The following is a 19045-nucleotide window of genomic DNA, read 5'->3' on the forward strand; positions in this document are numbered from 1 at the left end:
TCACCATGGCGCCGTCTGCCAGCCCTGTTCCGTAGCCACAAGCCGATCCGTCAAGCCAAGGTTGTTCATGAACGCGTCGTCGTGGGACACGACCACCAGCGCGCCCTGGTAGCCGCGCAACATGGCCTCCAGCGCCTGTACCGAAGGCAGGTCCAGGTGGTTGCTGGGCTCATCCAGCAATAGCAGGTGCGGCGGTGGATCGGCATACAGCACGCACGCCAGCGCCGCCTTGAGTCGCTCGCCGCCGCTGAGCGAGCCCCCGGGCACGGCAATCTTCCCGCTATCCAGGCCAAGGTGCGCAAGGCGCATGCGCAGATCGCCCTCGCTCGTCGTCGGGTTGGCCGCCAGCATCTGTTCCAGCACGGTTCGCCGCGGATCCAGGCTGGCCAGCCGCTGGTCCAGGTAGATGCCTTGCACCGGAAGCTTGCATGTGCCGGCCAGGGGCTGCAGCTGGCGCGCGAGCACCTTGAGCAAGGTCGACTTGCCGCTGCCATTGGGGCCGACCACGCCCACGCGCTGCTGCCCCGTCAGCGTGAGACTGATCTGGCGCGTGGCACCCTGGACAAAGGGCAGCTCCACGGCCTCCAGTTCCGCGACACGTTTTTGCGAAGCCAGGGCAACCGGCAGCTCGTGCACGACGATGGCCAGGTCGTGCCCGACCCGCTGCGCGGCCTCGCGCACGCGCTCGGCCATTTCCAGCCGGGTCTCGGCATGCTGCTGGCGCAGCTTGCCGGCCGAGCCTTCGCTGCGTTCCTTCTGGCGGCCCAGCAGGATCCTGGCCTGGTTGGCCTCTTGTGCATGCCGGTTGCCACGTGCCTGGCGCCGCTCCAGGCGTTCGCGCTGCTCGCGCAGGGACTGCTCTTCGCGCCGGCGTTCGAGCTTGCGTTGTTCCAGCTGCTGGATCGCGTTCTGCCGCTCGCGCTCCATGCATTGGGCGTAGAAGGTGTAGTTGCCCCCATAGCTGCGCAGTCCCAGCGAAGACAACGCCACGATGCGCGGCATGGTGTCGAGCAGTTGCCGGTCATGGCTTACCACCAGCAGCCCGCGCGGCCAACGCCGCAATTGCTCGACCAGCGCCTGCCGGTTCGGCCGGTCGAGGTGATTGCTGGGCTCGTCCAGGATCAGGAAATCGGCATCCGACAACAAGGCGCCGATCAGCGTGACGCGCATGGCTTCGCCACCGCTGAGCGCGCTGGCAGGCGTCGCGGCATCGAGATGGTCCAGGCCATTGCGCGCCAGTTCATCCTGCAGCCGCATGCGCACATCCCAGCGCTCGCCCACGGCATCGAAATCTTCAGGCGCGCTGCTGCCCGCTTCGATGCGTTCGAGCGCATCGATCGTGGCCTGCACACCGGCGAGGCCCGACACCGTAGCGCCAGGCGCAGGCGATACCTGCTGGGCGAGGTAATACACGCTGCCGGAGCGCGTGCAGCGCCCGCTGGTCGGCTGCACTTGCCCGGCCAGCATGCGCGCCAGCACCGTCTTGCCGGCGCCGTTGCGCCCGACCAGGCCGGTGGCACGCTGGTCGAACTGTTCGGTGAGGTCGGAGAAAAGCGTCCTGCCGTCGGGCAGAACGTAAGACACGCTTTCCAGCGCGAGATAGGGATGCGTCATGTGTCCATCCAAAGATGCCAGGAACTCCCCCTGCTCGTGGGGGTAGGTGGAGACTGGCCGTCATGAAGACGGCGGCATCAATGGCGCATGACGAGTACCTCGGTGATGGGTGGTTGGCCTGCAATGTTAAGAGCATCCGCGGCAGAGCGCAATTCCCGATGCTACCCCCCTCGATCGTGGGGATCAGCCTGATTTCCGCAAACCGATATCCCGGCTGGAAGGGACAGATGCAGACAGCGATTCTGCAAGCAGCAGCCATTAACGCGTCCCCCGCTTTGATCGAGAATGAGGAGGAGTGCCGTGCGCAACAACCAGCCTGTCACGCAACGGGAATTCGAATTTCCCGACAACGCCACGCTGATGTCGACCACCGACACGCAGAGCTACATCACGTATGCCAACGCGGCCTTTGTCGAAGTCAGTGGCTTCACGCAAGAAGAAATCCAGGGGCAACCGCATAACCTGGTGCGCCATCCGGACATGCCGGCGGAAGCCTTCGCCGACATGTGGGCCACGCTGAAGGGCGGCGAGCCGTGGACCGCACTGGTGAAGAACCGGCGCAAGGATGGCGACCATTACTGGGTCCGCGCCAATGCCACGCCGGTGGTGCGCCACGGCCGGCCGGCGGGCTACATGTCCGTGCGGACCAAGGCCACGCGCGACGAGATTGCCGCGGCGGAGCGGTTGTACCGGGACTTCCGCGAAGGCCATGCCGGTGACCGGAAATTCCGCAAGGGGCTGATCGTGCGGACCGGGCTGATGGCCTTCGCCTCGGTGCTGCAGGTCATGCCCGTGCGCTGGCGCGTGCGGCTGGCGCTGGCGGCGCTGCTTCCGGTCAGTGTGGCCGGCGCCTGGGGACTAGGCCTTGGCGGCGCGGCGCTGGCCGGCTTTGCCGGCGTGATGGCGCTTGCCACGCTGCTGGTGTCGTGGGTGTTGCAGCAGCAGATCACGACGCCGCTGGAGCAAGTGCTGACGCACGCGCTGCGCGTGGCATCGGGCGAAAGCCAGAAGGCAGTGCAGATGGACCGGGTCGACGAGATCGGCATGACGCTGCGCACCATCAACCAGTTGGGCCTGATGTTCCGCTGGCTGATCGACGACGTCAGCGCGCAGGTGGTCAACGTCCAGACCGCCAGCAACGAAATCGCGCGCGGCAATGCGGACCTGAGTGCGCGCACCGAGCAAGCCGCGTCGAACGTACAGGAAACCGCCGCGTCGATGACGCAGATGACCGCGACGGTGAAAAGCAATGCGGACACCGCGGCGCAGGCCAATACCCTGTCCGGTTCCGCCAGTGTCGCGGCCGAGCGCGGCGGAGAGGCGGTGTCCGAGGTGGTCAGCACGATGAAGGCGATCACGGAAAGCTCGAAGCGCATCGCCGAGATCATTGGTGTCATCGATGGCATTGCCTTCCAGACCAACATCCTCGCGCTGAATGCCGCGGTGGAGGCCGCCCGCGCCGGTGAACAGGGCCGCGGCTTTGCCGTGGTGGCCGGCGAGGTGCGCAGCCTGGCGCAGCGCAGCGCCAACGCCGCCAAGGAAATCAAGGGACTGATCGATGCCAGCGTGCACAACGTCGAATCCGGCGCCAGGCTGGTGGACGACGCCGGCAAGACCATGCAGGACATCGTGTCGCAGGTCAGGGATGTGTCGCAGCTGATCGCCGAGATCAGCGCCGCCACCAGGGAGCAGAGCAGCGGCATCACGCAGGTGGGCGACGCGGTGAGCGATCTGGACCAGATCACGCAGCAGAACGCCGCGCTGGTCGAGCAAAGCGCGGCGGCGGCCGAGAGCCTGAACCAGCAGGCGGTGCGGCTGGTGGAGGCAGTGGGGGTATTCCGCTGAACTGCGCGGCGCGATCCAGGGCCCCGGATCGCGCCGCGCTTGCTGCCGGTCGCTAACGTCCGGCTGCCTTGAGGCTGTGCGCGTAGAACAGCCCCCAGCCGAGCCCGAGCACGGCGGCAATGGCGGAGGCAAGCAGCACGCCAAGCTTGGCGGCGCCAAGCAGGTTGGCATCGTCGAAGGCGAGCATGGCGATAAAGATCGACATCGTGAAGCCGATGCCGGCAAGCAGCCCCACCAGCCATACGCCGAGCCACGAGACTTCCGGGGGCAACTGGCACCACCCGAGCCGAACCGCCAGCCAGCTGATCGAGACGATGCCCAGCGGCTTGCCCAGGACGAGCGCCACGACCACCCCCGCCAGCACCATCCGCGCATTCTCGTTGCCGAGGTCTATGCCCGTGACATTGACGCCGGCGTTGGCCAGCGCAAACAGCGGCATGATCAGAAAGGCCACCCAGGGATGCAGCGCCATCTGCACGCGTGTCACCGGCGGCAGAACGTCCCGTTGCGCCTGTCGAAGTTGCCGCAGGGGTTCGGCAAGCTTGTCCGGCTCCGCGGCCGGGCTTGCGGTACGGGGGCGCAAGTCGTCAACCGCATGCCTGGCCTGCTCCAGCGGGCGGCCGCCGATACGCGCGATCCGCACCGGTGTCATCATGCCCAGCACCACGCCGGACAGGGTCGGGTGGGCACCGGTCTTGAGCATGCCCAGCCACAAGACGGCGCCCGGCACGACATATGCGTAGGCGGTGCCGATGCCGAGCCACTGCAGGCCCAGGACCATCAGGATGCCGGCAGCGGCCAGATAGAGTCCGGTATGGTCGAGACCGGTGGAATACGCCGCGGCAATGATGAGCACCGCCACGATGTCGTCGATAATTGCCAGTGCCAGCAGGAAGACCCGGACGTTGCCCGGAATCGACTTGCCCAGCAATGCGAGCACCCCCACGGCAAACGCAATGTCCGTGGCCGTCGGCACGGCCCATCCATGGCGCGCCGGTAACGCTGGATTGAGCGCGAGGTAAAGCACCGCGGGGACCAGGACGCCGCCCAGTGCAGCGGTGACCGGCAGCGCGGACAAGCGAATGCTTTCGAGCGCGCCTTCATGCATCTCGCGCCGGATCTCCATGCCCACGACCAGGAAGAACACTGTCATGAGGGCGTCGTTGATCCAGAAGTGCAACGGCTGGTCCACCACATGATTGCCAAAGCCGAACGACAGGCTGGTATGCCAAAGCGCGAAGTAGCTGTCGGCAGCGGGTGAGTTGGCCCAGACCAGCGCAACCGCGGCGGCCACCAGCAGCACAAGGCCACTGACCGCTTCGATATGAAGATAATGGTCGATTGCCGAGAATGCCTTTTCTGCCAGGATCTGGGCGCGGGGCACAGCTTGCCGATGGGCGGGTTTGTTCATGGTTCCATGGTTTCCCGAGACGGAGGGCTTGCCGGCGCACCAGCCGGGGAGGCCCGCTACTGCTTCCTGGTGGCGCCGGCGAAGCGCTCGATCTTGCTGGTCGCCCCGGAGACGACCAGCAGGTCGCCGGCCTCGATCATGGTGGACGCGGTCGCATGCATGAATTCCTCGTTCGCGCGCTTGACCCCCACCACGGTGACTCCAGTCTGCTCGCGCACGCGCGACTCCGTCAGGCTTTTGCCGTGCGTGAAGGACGGTGCATGAATCTTTGCAATGGCAAAGCCGTCGTCGAACTCGATGAAATCGATCATCCTGCCGGTGATCAGGTGGGCCACGCGCGCGCCCATGTCGGCTTCCGGATAGACCACGTGGTGAGCGCCGATGCGCTCGGCGATTTTGCCGTGTTCGGTGGTGAAGGCCTTGACCCAGATGTCCTTGATCTCGAGTTCGGTGAGCGCCATCAGGGTCATCAGGCTGGCAGACATCTCTGTGCCGATACCAACGATGGCGTGCGAAAAATCTGCCACGCCAAGCTGACGCATGACGCTGACATCGGTGGAATCCGCCTGGACACAGTAAGTCAGGGTGTTCGACCAGCGCTGTACCAGGTCCATGTCCTTGTCGATCCCCATGACATCGTGGCCCAGGCGCATCAGCGACTGGGCCACTGCGCTGCCGAAGCGGCCGAGCCCGATCACGACCACGCTGTCTCCTGCGGAGAAGGCGAACTGCTCGGTAAAAAGTCTAGCCAACAATGGGATGCTCCTCGGGATAGCGATAGGGCGAGCGGTGTTCGCCCATTGCCAGCGAAACCGCCAGCGTGATGGTGCCAACTCTGCCTGCATACATCAACACAATCAACGTGAGCTGGGCGCCTGGCGGCAGCTCCGGCGTGATGCCGGTCGACAAGCCAACCGTGCCGAAGGCAGAGATCACCTCGAAGATGACGCTGCCGACGGGAAGGTTGGTCAGCCGTAGTATCGCCAGTGTGCCGATCGTGATCAGCGCGCTGCCAAGCACCAGCACGGTGATCGCCTGGCGCTGCGCCGACGGACTGACGCGGCGCGCGAAGGCTTCGCTGTCAGTGCGGCCGCGGATCTCGGCAATCACCAGCAAGGCCAGGATGGCGATGGTGCCGACCTTGACGCCCCCCGCCGTGCTGGCACTGCCGCCGCCAACGAACATCAGCAGATAATGCAGGGCCAGGCTCTCCTGCGTCAGCGCGCCGATATCGATGGCATTGAATCCGGCCGTGCGGGCCGAGACGGAGGCGAATGCCGCGGCCAGCAGCTTCTGCGGCACCGGCATGGGCCCCAGGGTCCGGCTGTTGCCCCATTCGAACAGCAGCAGCCCGGCCAGGCCGAGCGCCAGCAGCAGGCCGGTACCCAGCAGGGTGAGCTTGCTGTGCAGCGACCAGCGCCGCGGCTCGCGCAGCTTGCCATGCAGGTCGTAGAGAACCGGGAAGCCGAGGCCGCCGACCACGATCGCCAGCATGACGGGCAACAGGATCGCCGGCGCGGCGGCATACCGGGTCAGGCTGTCGGCATGGATCGAAAAACCCGCATTGTTGAACGCCGAGACCGCATGGAACAGGCCGCTCCATGCCGCCTCGGGCCACGGCAGGGCGTGGCCGAAATGCAGTTCGGCCGCCAGCCACAGCGCGATCGCAAGCTCGCAGCCGAAGGTCACGATCAATACCAGCCGGGCAATGCCGGTAATGTCGCCCAGCCCCAGGGCACGTGTTTCAACCTGCGTGATCAACCGCGTCCGCAGGCGCAATGAGCGGTTGACCATCAGGCCCAGCAGCGTCGAGGCCGTCATCATGCCGAAGCCCCCCAGCTGGAACAGGGTCATGATGACTGCCTGCCCGAAGCCCGACCAGTAGGTGCCGGTATCCACGACGACCAGCCCGGTGACACAGACCGCGGACACGGCGGTAAAGAAGGCAACCAGCCACGGCGCATGGCCACCCTCGGCCCTCGACACCGGCAACATCAACAGCATGCTGCCCGCCACTATGGCCAGAAAAAATACCAGGGCCACGGTCCTGGTGGGATGCAGAGAGGATTTCATCCCGACATTGTAGGGGCGGCGTGATCCTCTCCATGCGCGGGGCACGGCGCGTCCGCCGCCGTGTCGGGGACCGGCCGTGGCGACGCGTCCTGCTGCCGCGCATCCTGCCTGAGTTCTCCCGACATCCTGGCCTGGTCGGCGTTACCCCGCGGCGCCCTCCAGTGCCGCATCATATTTCCCCAGGCAGGCCATGCCATTCAGCCGGGAGCGCAGCAGCAGCGCCTGTTGCGCCTGCGCGGCGTTGGCGGCGTCGCCGCGCCAGGCCAGCAGCGGCGGTTCCTGCAGCGCGCGCCCATAGGAGAAGGACAGCCGCCACGGCAGCGGCGCCAGGCGGTTCATGGCGTCGAGGTTTGCGGTGGCCTCGGCGGGAGTCTGTCCGCCAGACAGGAAGAAGATGCCCGGCACCGCCGCGGGCACGGTGCGCTTGAGCACCTGCACGGTGTGCATCGCGACCTCCGACGGTGGCGCCTGGCCGGCGTCCTTGCCGGGCAGCACCATGCTGGGCTTGAGCAGCATGTGTTCCAGCGCCACCCCGTAGCGATGCAGGGCGTGGAAGACTTCGTGCAGCACGGCCTCGGTCACCTGGGCGCAACGGGCCATGGAGTGGCCGCCATCCATCAGCACTTCGGGCTCGACGATCGGCACCACGCCGGCCTGCTGGCAGATCGCGGCGTAGCGGGCCAGCGCCTCGGCATTGGCCTGCACGGCGGCGCGCCCGGGCAGGGTGTCCGACACGTTGTAGACCGCGCGCCACTTGGCAAAGCGCGCGCCCTGTTGGCGATAGGCGGCCAGCCGCTTGCCCAGCCCGTCGAGGCCCTCGGTGATTTCGTCGCCGGGGGCCAGCGCGAGGGCGAGCTTGCCCTTGTCGACCTTGATGCCGGGCACGATGCCCTGGCGCGCGGCCAGTTCGGGCAAGGGCGTGCCGTCGTCCGCGCGCTGGCCCAGCGTTTCCTCGTAGAGGATCACGCCGCTGATGTACTCGCCCAGCCCCGGCGTGCCCAGCAGCAGTTGGCGCCACGCGCGCCGGTTCTCCTCGCTCGATTCCACGCCGATGCGCTCGAACCGCTTGGCAATGGTCGGACCGCTCTCGTCGGCGGCCAGCAGGCCCTTGCCCGGCTGTGCCAGCGCATCCACGGTGGCTTGCAATTCACTTGATGTGTCCATGACGTTGCTCCGCGCAGGTGACATAAGCGCAAGCATTTCCCCGAAACGGCGATCGCGCAAGGGCGTCGGGGACAAATGGCGCGCTCCCATGGTGGCCGCCCGAACATTGCGCGGCGTTTGCGCACACCGGACGCCACGGGCGGGACGGCATAACCTGCCCGGCCGGCTGTGGGATAATCGCGGCTTTGCCCATGGCGCAGCTCAAGAGGTTGTTCGCACGGGCATGCCTGGGCCCTTATTCCCGCGGCCCGCTTCCTACCGCGATACTTCTAAAGCAAGACCATGCCCACATACCGTTCCAAAACCTCCACCGCCGGCCGCAACATGGCGGGGGCGCGCTCGCTGTGGCGCGCCACCGGCATGAAAGACGAAGACTTCTCCAAGCCCATCATCGCCGTGGTCAACTCCTTCACGCAGTTCGTGCCGGGGCACGTGCACCTGAAGGACCTGGGCCAGCTGGTCGCGCGCGAGATCGAGGCCGCGGGCGGCGTCGCCAAGGAGTTCAATACCATCGCGGTCGACGACGGCATCGCCATGGGCCATGACGGCATGCTGTATTCGCTGCCCAGCCGCGACATCATCGCCGACTCGGTGGAATACATGGTCAACGCGCACTGCGCCGACGCCATGGTGTGCATCTCCAACTGCGACAAGATCACCCCCGGCATGCTGATGGCCGCGATGCGCCTGAACATCCCGGTGATCTTCGTCTCGGGCGGGCCGATGGAAGCCGGCAAGACGCGCCTGGCCAACCCCGTCACCAAGGCCATGGAGTTCAAGAAGCTGGACCTGGTCGACGCCATGGTGATCGCCGCCGACAGCGCGTATTCCGACGCCGACGTGGCCGAGGTGGAGCGTTCCGCCTGCCCGACCTGCGGCTCGTGCTCGGGCATGTTCACCGCCAATTCCATGAACTGCCTGACCGAGGCGCTGGGCCTGTCGCTGCCCGGCAACGGCACGGTGGTGGCCACGCATGCGGACCGCGAGCAGCTGTTCAAGCGCGCCGGCCGCCGCATCGTGGAACTGGCGCGCCAGTATTACGAGCAGGAAGACGCGCGCGTGCTGCCGCGCGCGGTGGGCTTCAAGGCGTTCGAGAACGCCATGACGCTGGACATCGCCATGGGCGGTTCGACCAACACCATCCTGCACCTGCTGGCGATCGCGCGCGAGGCGGAAATCGACTTCGACATGACCGACATCGACCGCCTGTCGCGCGTGGTGCCGCAGTTGTGCAAGGTCGCGCCCAACACCAACAAGTACCACATCGAGGATGTGCACCGCGCCGGCGGCATCATGGCCATCCTGGGCGAGCTCGAGCGCGCCGGCAAGCTGCACACCGACGTGCCGACGGTGCACGCGCCCACGCTGAAGGACGCCCTGGCGCAGTGGGACATCACCCGCACCGAGGACGAGGCCGTCAGGCAGTTCTACCTGGCCGGCCCGGCCGGCATTCCCACCCAGGTGGCGTTCAGCCAGAACACGCGCTGGCCCAGCCTGGACCTGGACCGCGCCGAAGGCTGCATCCGCTCCTACGAGCACGCCTTCTCCAAGGAAGGCGGCCTGGCGGTGCTGACCGGCAACATCGCGCTCGACGGCTGCGTGGTGAAGACCGCCGGCGTCGACGAAAGCATCCTGGTGTTCGAGGGCACCGCCCACGTCACCGAATCGCAGGACGAAGCGGTCGAGAACATCCTCAACGACAAGGTCAAGGCCGGCGACGTGGTGATCGTGCGCTACGAAGGCCCCAAGGGCGGCCCCGGCATGCAGGAAATGCTCTACCCCACCAGCTACATCAAGTCCAAGGGGCTGGGCAAGGCCTGCGCACTGCTGACCGACGGCCGCTTCTCCGGCGGCACCTCGGGCCTGTCCATCGGCCACTGCTCGCCCGAGGCCGCGGCCGGCGGCGCCATCGGCCTGGTGCAGGACGGCGACAAGATCCGCATCGACATCCCTAACCGCACCATCAACGTGCTGGTGTCCGACGAAGAACTGGCGCGCCGCCGCGAAGCGCAGAACGCCAAGGGCTGGAAGCCCGCCAAGCCGCGCCCGCGCAAGGTGTCGGCGGCGCTGAAGGCGTATGCCAAGCTGGTGATGTCGGCGGACAAGGGCGCGGTGAGGGATTTGTCGTTGTTGGACGATTGATGCGAAGGCGGGCTGGGTGTCCGCTTGCGTCAAGGGGAAAGCCGCTCTTTTGAGCGGCTTTTTTTGTTAACCGAAGCGGGCAGAGGCCCGCATGACGGTTTCTTTAATCTGATAAAAATAGATATAAATATCATTTAATACATTTCTGATGGACTTCCGTACGGTTTCGCGGCAAATTCGCATGTTCCGCCCATCGGTGATTGCGCTGCCCTGGTTGTACGGAAAATGGACCTTGCCACGCTCTATCAGCATCTTTTTTCATCGCACCACCGTCTGTACAGGCTGGACGGCAGCTCGCCGCTCGAGGAGCTTGCCGTCGAGGCATGGATCGGCCGCGAAGGTATCTCGATGCTTGCGGAATCACGCATCATCGCGCTCAGCGCCAATGCAGGCATCCCGCTCGACAGCTTGCTTGGGCAGCGCGTCACGCTACTTACCGCACTTGCAGATGGCAGGGAGTCGCGCCGTACCGGCCTGATCCGGCAGGCCGAGAAGCTCGGCGCGGATGGCAGCCTGGCGCGCTATCGGCTGACCGTAGTGCCGTGGCTGTGGCTGACCACGCAGCAGCGCAACAGCCAGGTCTTTCAGAACCGTCGCCTCGACAGCATCATCGAGGCGATCCTGCAGCCATATTCGCCCTACGCGCAGTGGCGCTATGCCGCCGGCGCCGAGGCCCGCATCGCAGCGATCGGCGAGCGCACCCACGTAGCGCAGTTCCGCGAGACCGACTACCAGTTCCTGTCGCGCCTGCTGGCCGAGGCCGGTTTGGGCTACACGGTGGTGGAAGACAACGAAGCGGCCGGTGGGCACGCGGTAGTGATCTTTGCCGACAGCGCGCAACTGCCCGAAGACGCCGAGTCGGCGGATGGCGGCGGCATCCGTTTCCACCGTGCGCATAGCCAGGAAGCTCGGGACGCGATCCAGCAGTTGGCATGTGAAACATCGGTCGGCGTGGGAGGCGTCGCCGTGTCCGCGTGGGACACAGAAGCCAAACGCACGATCCGGGCTCACGCCCCGGCGCGCTTCGCTGGCCATGTGAACCGCGCCGCGAGCCCGGATCCCTATCTGTCGGTGAGTCTGTCGCTGGCGCCGGACGCAGCCAGCGCCCAGCGGGTCGCCGAGCAGGTCATGGAAGCGATCGAAGTCCGGTCGCTGCGCTTCACCGGACGCGCCTCGGTGCGCTCGCTGCGTAGCGGCACGCGGCTGACCGTCAAGGGCTGCCCGCACCTGCCGCCGCTGGATGACGATGCCTTCGGCTATCCGCTGCTGGTCGACGCCGTCGAGCACTGCGGCATCAACAACCTCGCCGCCGACAGGCGTGCGGCGCTGGCCGACCGGTTGGGACCGCTGGACGCGGCACTGTGCTTCGACACACCGCTACCGGCCCCCGATATTGCCGAGCTCACGCTTGGCTTGCCCGACCCCTTTCCGCTGTCCGAGGCTGACCGGCTCAGCCCTAGCTCGGAGCTGAAGGCGGTAGCGCAACAGCAGGGCTACGCGTGCCTGTTCCGCGCCTACGACGCGCGGCGGCCATGGCGCGCGCGCGTCCTGGGCGCTGATTGTCCGCGCCTTTACAGCCGCGCCACCCCGCTCGGCGTTCATGCGGCGATCGTGGTCGGCCCCGACGGGCAGATGCAGCCGGACGGCAATGCCGAACATCACGCCAGCCCGCGCGGGCACATCCGCGTGCGCTTTCCCTGGCAGCGTGGCGAGCGCGCCGACGACCGCAGCAGTCGCTGGGTGCGCGTGGCGCAACGGCAGGCTGGGGCCGGCATGGGCTGGCAATGGCTACCTCGCATCGGCCAGGAGGTGCTAGTCAAGTTCGCGGATGATGACATCGACCAGCCGTTCGTCATCGGCGCGCTTTACAACGGCCAAGGCGAAGCCGGCATCCCACCCACGCCGGGCGGCAAGTCCATGAACGGCAGCACGTTCTCCCAACCCTATGACGCCAGTGGCATCTATGCGCTTGGCTCTGACAGCCAGTCGAGCGCGCAAGGCAACCTGGCCGGTGGCAACAGCCCCGCGTGGCATGGCATGGGCGCCGACCCAGACGGACACCGTAATGCCGCGGCGCTGACCGGTTTCAAGAGCCAGGAACACGGCGGCACGGGCTACAACCAGTTGGTGCTTGACGACAGCGACGGGCAGCTGCGCACGCAACTGGCTACGACGGAACAAGCTACCCAGCTTAACCTCGGCCATCTAATTCATCAGCAGGACAACCGCCGCGGCAGCTTCCGAGGCCAGGGATTCGAGTTGCGGACCGATGGCTACGCCGCGGTACGCGGCCGGGCCGGGCTGTTGTTGACGACCTATCGCGATGCCGCCACGGGCCACGTACTGCCAACGGGTGACAACGCTGCAGGCATCGCACTGCTGCGGCAGGCAGGCGATCTGGTCAGGACGCTGAGTGATGGCGCTACCACCCATCAAAGCCACGCCCTTTCGACCGCGAAGGATGACGATTCACCGCTGGTGAGGCAAGCAACGGCCACGGCAGGCATGGTAGATGGACAATCGCTCGAAGCAGCAAAGGAGGACGCGGCTAGCGGCAATACCAGCACGCCGGGAATGGTGCCGCACCAAATCGAGCCGATGGTCCACCTCAACGGCCGGGCTGGCGTGGCCGTCGTCGCGGGACAGGACTTGCAGATCGCTAATGGGGAAAGCGTTGTAATGGCCAGCGGGCAGGACAGCAATGTCGCCGTCGCAGGGCAGGGGCGCATCCATGCGGGTCAGGCGATAGGCGTGGCGGCGGGACTCTCAGTTGCCGGCGACGGAAACGTCGGCCTGCAACTGACGGCAGGTCAGGGCGATATCGATTTCCAGGCGCAGCAGGATCTGCTTAAGTTGGCGGCGCGTGAGGACCTGACCATTGTGTCGGCCAACATGAATGTGGACTTTGCCGCGGCCAAGCGGATTCACATTGCGACGGCTGGCGGGGCTGCCATCACGATTGAGGGCGGCAATATTACCTTCGAATGTCCCGGCCCGATTACCTACAAGGCGGCGCAGAGGAAGTTCGAGGGGCCGGTGAGTCAGTCTTATGGCATTCCGCTATTCCCTTCCAGTGTTTGCGTTGAGTGCGCATTGGAGGCCGCCAAGCGCGGAGCGCCGTTCTCGATGTTGCAATGAGGAAGGCCGTGGACTTTGCTGTCGACGTCCTGAAGCCTGAAGCTGCGGCGGCACAAATTGCGCAGTGGCAGTTGGCACAAGACGGTCTTTCACAGTGGCTATTGATCGATGCGATGCTCGTCGATTTTGCGAGAATCTGCTCCATTGCGCGAAAGGATGCCTGGCCAATCCATAATGTGCTGGCTCACTCTAGGCTCGCGGCATTTGGCGATGTGGCACCGCACTTAGTCGAGTTGCCCGCCAGCGATGCAAGCGCGAAAGCGCGTGTCAGTCAAATCATTGCGGCAGGGGCTTCCGCTCCTGCGTTCAGTTGGCTGTCTTCCTCAAAGTGCGCCGAGGAGGTATGTCAAACGCTTTCTTACCTGGCGATGGCTCAGATCGACGGCGACATGGAACTCCACTGTCGGTTTGCCGACACGCGCATATTGCCCGAGTTGTGGCGATTGTTGACGGATTCCCAACGTCTCAGGGTGGCGCAAGACATAGCATCGTGGAGTTGCTTGGACCGGACAAATGCGCCTTGTCGGCTGAACCCTGTCGTCACGAACAGTTATGAAGTTGCCGATCAGCATGAATTTCTACATCTCACCGGTGGCCAGTTTGCCGCAATGCTTGATGCCAGTGAGGGCGACACCATGTTCAGCCTCCTTCTCGACACAACGCCTGAATTGGTTCCTGTCGAACAACGGGGGGAGTTCCATGCAACTCTAATGGATCATATCGATCGTGCCACGAAGCTAGGAATAGGAGCGCCGGCAGACAAGCTTCAGTTCATAGTACTAAGTCTGACCTGTACTGAGGCGTTTTATCGATTGCCGGAACTGGCGGATACCTGGAGACGGGTGGCTGGTGGAGAAAGTCTCAAGGACTGCATGACGCAATGGTCTGATGCCATATGGAACGTACTGGAAGGGAAGGTGGCGGGTAGTACTGCTATGAGTCCGGCAATACGGTGAAATCCCCGGAATAGTGCGTAGGTGAGCAATGCGTGGACATAAGACAAAACGGTGAAGGACGGAAATGGTATGAAGCTGAAGCGCACGACATTGATGACGGTTATCCTGGCAGCGCTGACCATGATGATTGCGGCATGCAGCAAGAGTGAAGGGCGGGCGGATGATATGGCTGCTTCAAGTATCACTGCTTACAATCATACGCCCGACTATATCCATCAGTTCTACGTCAACGACGCGTGGGGAGGCAATTCCTTCGCCTATGGCGGTGGGGGAGGCTTTGTTTGTTGTGTGACCTACCCAAGGAAGTGGCATGAAGGACTGACTGCAACGGTACGCTGGACGACCTCGAGTTCGGATCCGAATGCGACCGGGGACGCGGCAGTAGGTAAATGGCACGAAGCGATCGTTTCAATCGAAAAGTACGACAAGCCCGGCAACGTTAACGTCCATTTTCTACCGAACGGGAAAGTCAGGATCATCATCTCAAGCAAGGGGGCAGGCCATCCCGACTATCCCGGGCCAGATTATCCGGTAATGCCACCGGACTTTCATTTCGAACCGTGGCGTGGTGCGGCAAGCGAGGCCGAAGCTCGTGCCCGATCTCGGGAGGCACACCGTGCGCTGCAGGTTAGTCCTGACGATTCGCCATCACTTCCCCCGGAGCAGATGCCCCTATACCCGAAGGAGCGACAATGAGCGCTTTTCAGCCCGGCTGGTATGAACTTGATTTCAATGCCACGACGCGTGATGTGCGGTGTGGATACTTTAAGACCGCGACAACGTTGACAGCCGAATGCCTGGTCCAGAGTAGCGGTCATCAAACTCTGTTATGGCTCGATTCATCTGGATTGAATGGGAATGGCAGGCCTTCGGTATGGTCACCACATTTTCGTCGGCTTACCCCTGCAGCGACCACCGATTGGTGGAATGAACCACCGGGTGGTGCAACGTTTCGGCCTTTGCTGCCGATCGCAGGGCCACGGGCAACGCGTGCTCCCACGCCGCGCGAGTTTTGCCAACGTGTGGGCACCGCCGCCGTCAATGAAGGCATTCTAAGCTGTACGCGGGAAATTCACGTTGGTCTTTTTTTTGATGGCACTAATAACAACATGGTGCGAGATATGCCTACGAACAGCCACTCCAATATCGTAGCCCTCCACAATGTTCACCTTAATGATCGTGTGGAGGGATTTCGTTACTATATGCCTGGCGTCGGAACAAAATTCCCTCAGATCGGTGAGAATTCGGAATCTGGCGGGGGCAAAGCTTTTGCCAGCGGCGGAGAGGCGCGCATCCATTGGGCGATGTTACAGGTCTTCAATGCACTGCATCGCTCCGTGACAGACGATGACTTGCTCGATGAGCAGGAGATGCTTACGCTCACGACAAGTGCAATGCATGGCCTTCGCACGAGCTGGCGCTTGGGCGATGGGAAAATGATCGGTATTTTCGGCGGTCTTCAAAATCGCTTGCTAAAAGCAATCGAAGGAAAGCGCCCAAGAATCACCGCCGTCCGTCTTTCGGTTTTTGGCTTTTCACGCGGCGCAGCAGAAGCCCGTACGTTCTGCCAATGGATTCGCAAGGCAACCGGCATGAAGGTCGGCAACGCCACGCTCGATCTCCGTTTCCTGGGGATTTTTGACACCGTCGCCTCGGTTGGGGTGGCCGATTCAATGCCTATTGCCAAGGGCTTGATGGACTGGGCTGACGGCACTATGGATATCGAGAATGTTGGCAAGGTTGTCCACTACGTGGCGGCTCACGAAATCCGACAATCCTTTCCACTGTCCACCGCGCGCATCGGTGCCAGGGCCTACCCATCCAACACAAAAGAGTTCATCTATCCTGGCGCCCACTCGGACCTGGGGGGTGGATATGGGCCAGGAGATCAGGGCAAGTCAGTCAGTGGTAGATCGGCACTGCTGTCGCAGATAGCCTTGAATGACATGTACTTTGAAGCGCGCAATGCAGGCGTCAAGTTGTTGCCTAAAGACAAGATGTTGCCTGAAGCGCGTGTGGACTTCGATATCGCTCCAGAGCTGGACAATGCATTCAATGCATATTGCGACTGGACCAGATTCGTCGAGAAGGAAAGCGTAAGCGCTGGAAATGGTCCTCCATGCGAGAACCGCATGCAATATCACATGCAACTCTATTGGCGTTGGCGTGCGCAGGTATCTCCTGATTCAAAGTTCAAAGGTCTGTCCAGCTATCGAAATTCCAGCGCCCAGGACAAGACGGATCTGTGGGAATCGGAGTTGGACTGGCGCAAGGATGTCGCACGCGCCCAGGAGGCAAGCAAGCCGCGAAGGGTTTTCAATCCCAGAATCGGTTATGTTGACCTACCGCCGCCAGCGGACGCTGTGCAACGACAGATAGTGGCGGAAGTGAACGCGGCGTCCAGGGTCCCTGCCGCGGTGAGTGAGTTCTTCGACAAGTTCGTGCACGATTCACATGGGGGGTTCTGGCTCCTCGGTCCGATTACCAAGGACGACAGAGCAATATTCATCGCTGAGGTCAGGAAGAAGAAGGCGATGTATGACAAATTGATGGAGAGCGCGGAGAAGTCGGGCAATCCAGGGTACGCCAACAATATGCGCCGTAGAGCGTTGGCTTATGAATTGAATGCCTTTGAACGGCGCGTTCTCGAAGAAAATAAAAAGACCCCAGGTGGCGTTCCCCTGATGACGGATGCTGATGCAGCGGATCTTCGGGCAATCGCGGGAATGAGTACGGAAGCGGTACTTGCAGTAATGGGAACAGCGACGCGCCGCGAGCCCAAAGGTCACGGACGTTATCGTAGGGTTTTCGACAGTTAGGAGGATCTCGTAATGTCTCGGCCCAGCGTCTCGACCGCAAGCTCTCTTTAAGTCTGGCGATTCGCACACGCTGCCCGCTACCGCGCCACCACCTGGTTGCGGCCGTTGGCCTTGGCTTCATACAAGCGCCGGTCGGCAGCCATCAGCAGCGCATCGAGGTTGGCACGATCCCCGGGCGCGGCCCCGGCCACGCCAAACGAGGCGGTAAAGCGGATGGGTTCGGTACTGCCCGCGTCGGGCGCCGGCTCGCAGCGCAGGCCTTCCAGTCGCTGTCGCAGGTGCTCGGCCACCGCGGCGGCATCATCGACGCCGGTGCCCGGCAGCAATACCGCGAATTCCTCGCCGCCAAGCCGCGCGGGCAGGTCGTCCTGGCGCACGCCGCCGCGCAACGCATCCGCTACCCCGCGCAGCACCACGTCACCGCTGGCATGTCCCCAGCGATCGTTGATGGACTTGAAGTGGTCGATGTCCAGCATGACCACGGCGATCGGCCGCTGCTCCGCCGCGCAGCGCGCCGATTCCGCCTCGAACCGCGCGGCGAAGACACGGCGGTTGGCCAGGCCGGTCAGCGCGTCGGTTTCCGCCAGGGTGCGCAGCGCCTCGCCGCGCGCCAGGTAGTGCCGGAACAGGCTGTGGACCACCGCCAGCGTGGCACACAGCAGAATGCCCAGCGCGGCCGCGCCCGCGCCAACCACGCCGCTCAGCCGTGCGGCACTGGCCCGCCACAGCTGGTTCACCGGAATCTCGTCGACCAGCGCCAGGCCGCCATTGCCCAGCCGGCGGAACATCAGGTCGTTGCCACCGCCGTTGCCGCCGCTCACCAGGCCCGAATCCGCATGGAAGACCGTGTTCAGTGTCGCGGCCGGCCATGGCCCCGACAGCGCTGTCTGCATGGTTTCGCCGGCGCGCACATTGCGCGTGCTGGCGCCGACCAGCCTGCCTTCCCGATCGACCAGGTAGCTGCTGGCTTGGTGGAAGGGGGCGGTGCCGAGCTGGTCATCGAGACTGCGCTGGGGCAGCTCGAGGATGGCCACGCCCCGGAGATCCCCACCGGCATAGACCGGCACGCTCAGGAAAAGAGAGACCTGGTCGCGCTCGGCCGTGGCCTGGGCGATGCGCCATTGCATCCGTCGGCCGGGATTGCGCGCGGGCAGGCTGTCAAGGAAATAGGGGGCAGCGGCAAGGCGGTGCACGGCGGACGAGACCTCTTGTGGCGGAATCGAGGGATACGCCGTCAGCACGCCGTTGCGCGAGACATAGGCGATGCGCCGCCGTATCCCGGATCCCTGTGGCGCCGCGCTCAGCAGATGGCTGAGCGAGCGCGCCACGATCACGTCGGCCCCCAGCCGCGCGTCGTTCCGGTCGAAGCCCTCCAGCCCGCGCAGCGCCGCGGCGCCGACGCCGTAGACCGCCGCTGCGTCGTGCGCGGGCACCGGCCACACCGGCTCGTCGCGACGCGCCAGCGCGGCGCGCAGGTCTGCATCCGGCCTGGCCGGCGCGGTAGCCTGGATCTGCAGCAGGTGTTCCGCGAAATTCCTCACGCTGAGCAGACGTTCGGCCTCGCGTTGCAGCAGCGCATCCATGCTCTGCGCGCGCACCGCCTGCATATGCCGCAGCGTTTCGATCTCGCGGCCTTGCGACAGCTGAAGCCCGCGCCACAGCAGCAGCACGAGCAGCATGACGGACAGCGAGAACGACACCACGACGAAGCGATGCGGCCGGCTGGCAAGCCGTTGCCAGGCCCGCGCGGACAACCGATGGAGCGTCGGGATGGGTCGGGTCATGATGGCGTGGCCCCGAGCCGCAGCCTTGTCCACCGCGGCGTGGCCAGCATCGGCTTTTGCCGCGGCCGCGCGGACGCTGGCATCAGCATCCGACCGCAG

12 protein-coding genes are annotated in these 19045 nt (G+C 64.4%); 6 read left to right on the forward strand and 6 right to left on the reverse strand.

Going from position 1 to position 19045, the window contains the following annotated elements; translation table 11 throughout:
* Window positions 1-1614 (reverse strand): ABC-F family ATP-binding cassette domain-containing protein, encoded by a 1614-nt coding sequence (locus CBM2588_RS21020; protein WP_115682304.1) that lies wholly within the window; start codon window positions 1612-1614, stop codon window positions 1-3.
* 300 nt (window positions 1615-1914) lie between these two features.
* On the opposite strand from CBM2588_RS21020, the gene CBM2588_RS21025 reads away from it, so the two are divergent.
* Complete coding sequence (locus tag CBM2588_RS21025) at window positions 1915-3459, forward strand: methyl-accepting chemotaxis protein (RefSeq protein ID WP_115682305.1); 1545 nt, start codon at window positions 1915-1917, stop codon at window positions 3457-3459.
* Window positions 3460-3511: 52 nt separating this feature from the next.
* Here CBM2588_RS21025 and nhaA read toward each other — a convergent pair whose 3' ends face one another.
* The 4 genes from nhaA to CBM2588_RS21045 all read right to left on the reverse strand — a co-directional run bounded on the left by nhaA (window position 3512) and on the right by CBM2588_RS21045 (window position 8107).
* Window positions 3512-4870 (reverse strand): Na+/H+ antiporter NhaA, encoded by a 1359-nt coding sequence (gene nhaA, locus CBM2588_RS21030; RefSeq protein ID WP_115682306.1) that lies wholly within the window; start codon window positions 4868-4870, stop codon window positions 3512-3514.
* A gap of 56 nt (window positions 4871-4926) precedes the next feature.
* Window positions 4927-5574 (reverse strand): potassium channel family protein, encoded by a 648-nt coding sequence (locus CBM2588_RS21035; RefSeq protein WP_197717969.1) that lies wholly within the window; start codon window positions 5572-5574, stop codon window positions 4927-4929.
* A 40-nt stretch (window positions 5575-5614) separates the two neighbouring features.
* The gene (locus CBM2588_RS21040) at window positions 5615-6874 is read right to left on the reverse strand and encodes a TrkH family potassium uptake protein (RefSeq protein WP_231942223.1); all 1260 of its coding nucleotides are present in this window, start codon (window positions 6872-6874) and stop codon (window positions 5615-5617) included.
* A 210-nt stretch (window positions 6875-7084) separates the two neighbouring features.
* Window positions 7085-8107: a class I fructose-bisphosphate aldolase gene (locus tag CBM2588_RS21045; protein WP_115682309.1), complete on the reverse strand. Its 1023-nt coding sequence runs from the start codon at window positions 8105-8107 to the stop codon at window positions 7085-7087.
* Between the two features lie 282 nt (window positions 8108-8389).
* Here CBM2588_RS21045 and ilvD point away from each other — a divergent pair, with 282 nt between their 5' ends.
* From ilvD to CBM2588_RS21070, 5 genes are all read left to right on the forward strand, one after another.
* Complete coding sequence (ilvD, locus tag CBM2588_RS21050; RefSeq protein ID WP_115682310.1) at window positions 8390-10249, forward strand: dihydroxy-acid dehydratase; 1860 nt, start codon at window positions 8390-8392, stop codon at window positions 10247-10249.
* A gap of 225 nt (window positions 10250-10474) precedes the next feature.
* Complete coding sequence (locus CBM2588_RS21055) at window positions 10475-13387, forward strand: type VI secretion system Vgr family protein (RefSeq protein WP_115682311.1); 2913 nt, start codon at window positions 10475-10477, stop codon at window positions 13385-13387.
* Between the two features lie 8 nt (window positions 13388-13395).
* A complete protein-coding gene (locus tag CBM2588_RS21060; protein WP_172583647.1) occupies window positions 13396-14343 on the forward strand; it encodes a DUF4123 domain-containing protein in 948 nt (315 codons plus the stop codon).
* A gap of 69 nt (window positions 14344-14412) precedes the next feature.
* Window positions 14413-15039, forward strand: a complete 627-nt coding sequence (locus tag CBM2588_RS21065; protein WP_081610667.1) for a DUF3304 domain-containing protein — start codon at window positions 14413-14415, stop codon at window positions 15037-15039.
* On the forward strand, window positions 15036-17162 hold the full coding sequence (locus CBM2588_RS21070; protein WP_115682313.1) for a phospholipase effector Tle1 domain-containing protein: 2127 nt from the start codon (window positions 15036-15038) through the stop codon (window positions 17160-17162). The genes CBM2588_RS21065 and CBM2588_RS21070 overlap by 4 nt, the downstream gene beginning before the upstream one ends.
* Window positions 17163-17239: 77 nt before the next feature.
* On the opposite strand, the gene CBM2588_RS21075 is transcribed toward CBM2588_RS21070, so the two are convergent.
* Window positions 17240-18946: a diguanylate cyclase gene (locus CBM2588_RS21075; protein WP_115682314.1), complete on the reverse strand. Its 1707-nt coding sequence runs from the start codon at window positions 18944-18946 to the stop codon at window positions 17240-17242.
* Between the last annotated feature and the right edge of the window lie 99 nt (window positions 18947-19045).

The sequence above is a fragment of the Cupriavidus taiwanensis genome (assembly GCF_900250075.1).
Classification (GTDB): Bacteria; Pseudomonadota; Gammaproteobacteria; order Burkholderiales; family Burkholderiaceae; genus Cupriavidus; species Cupriavidus taiwanensis_C.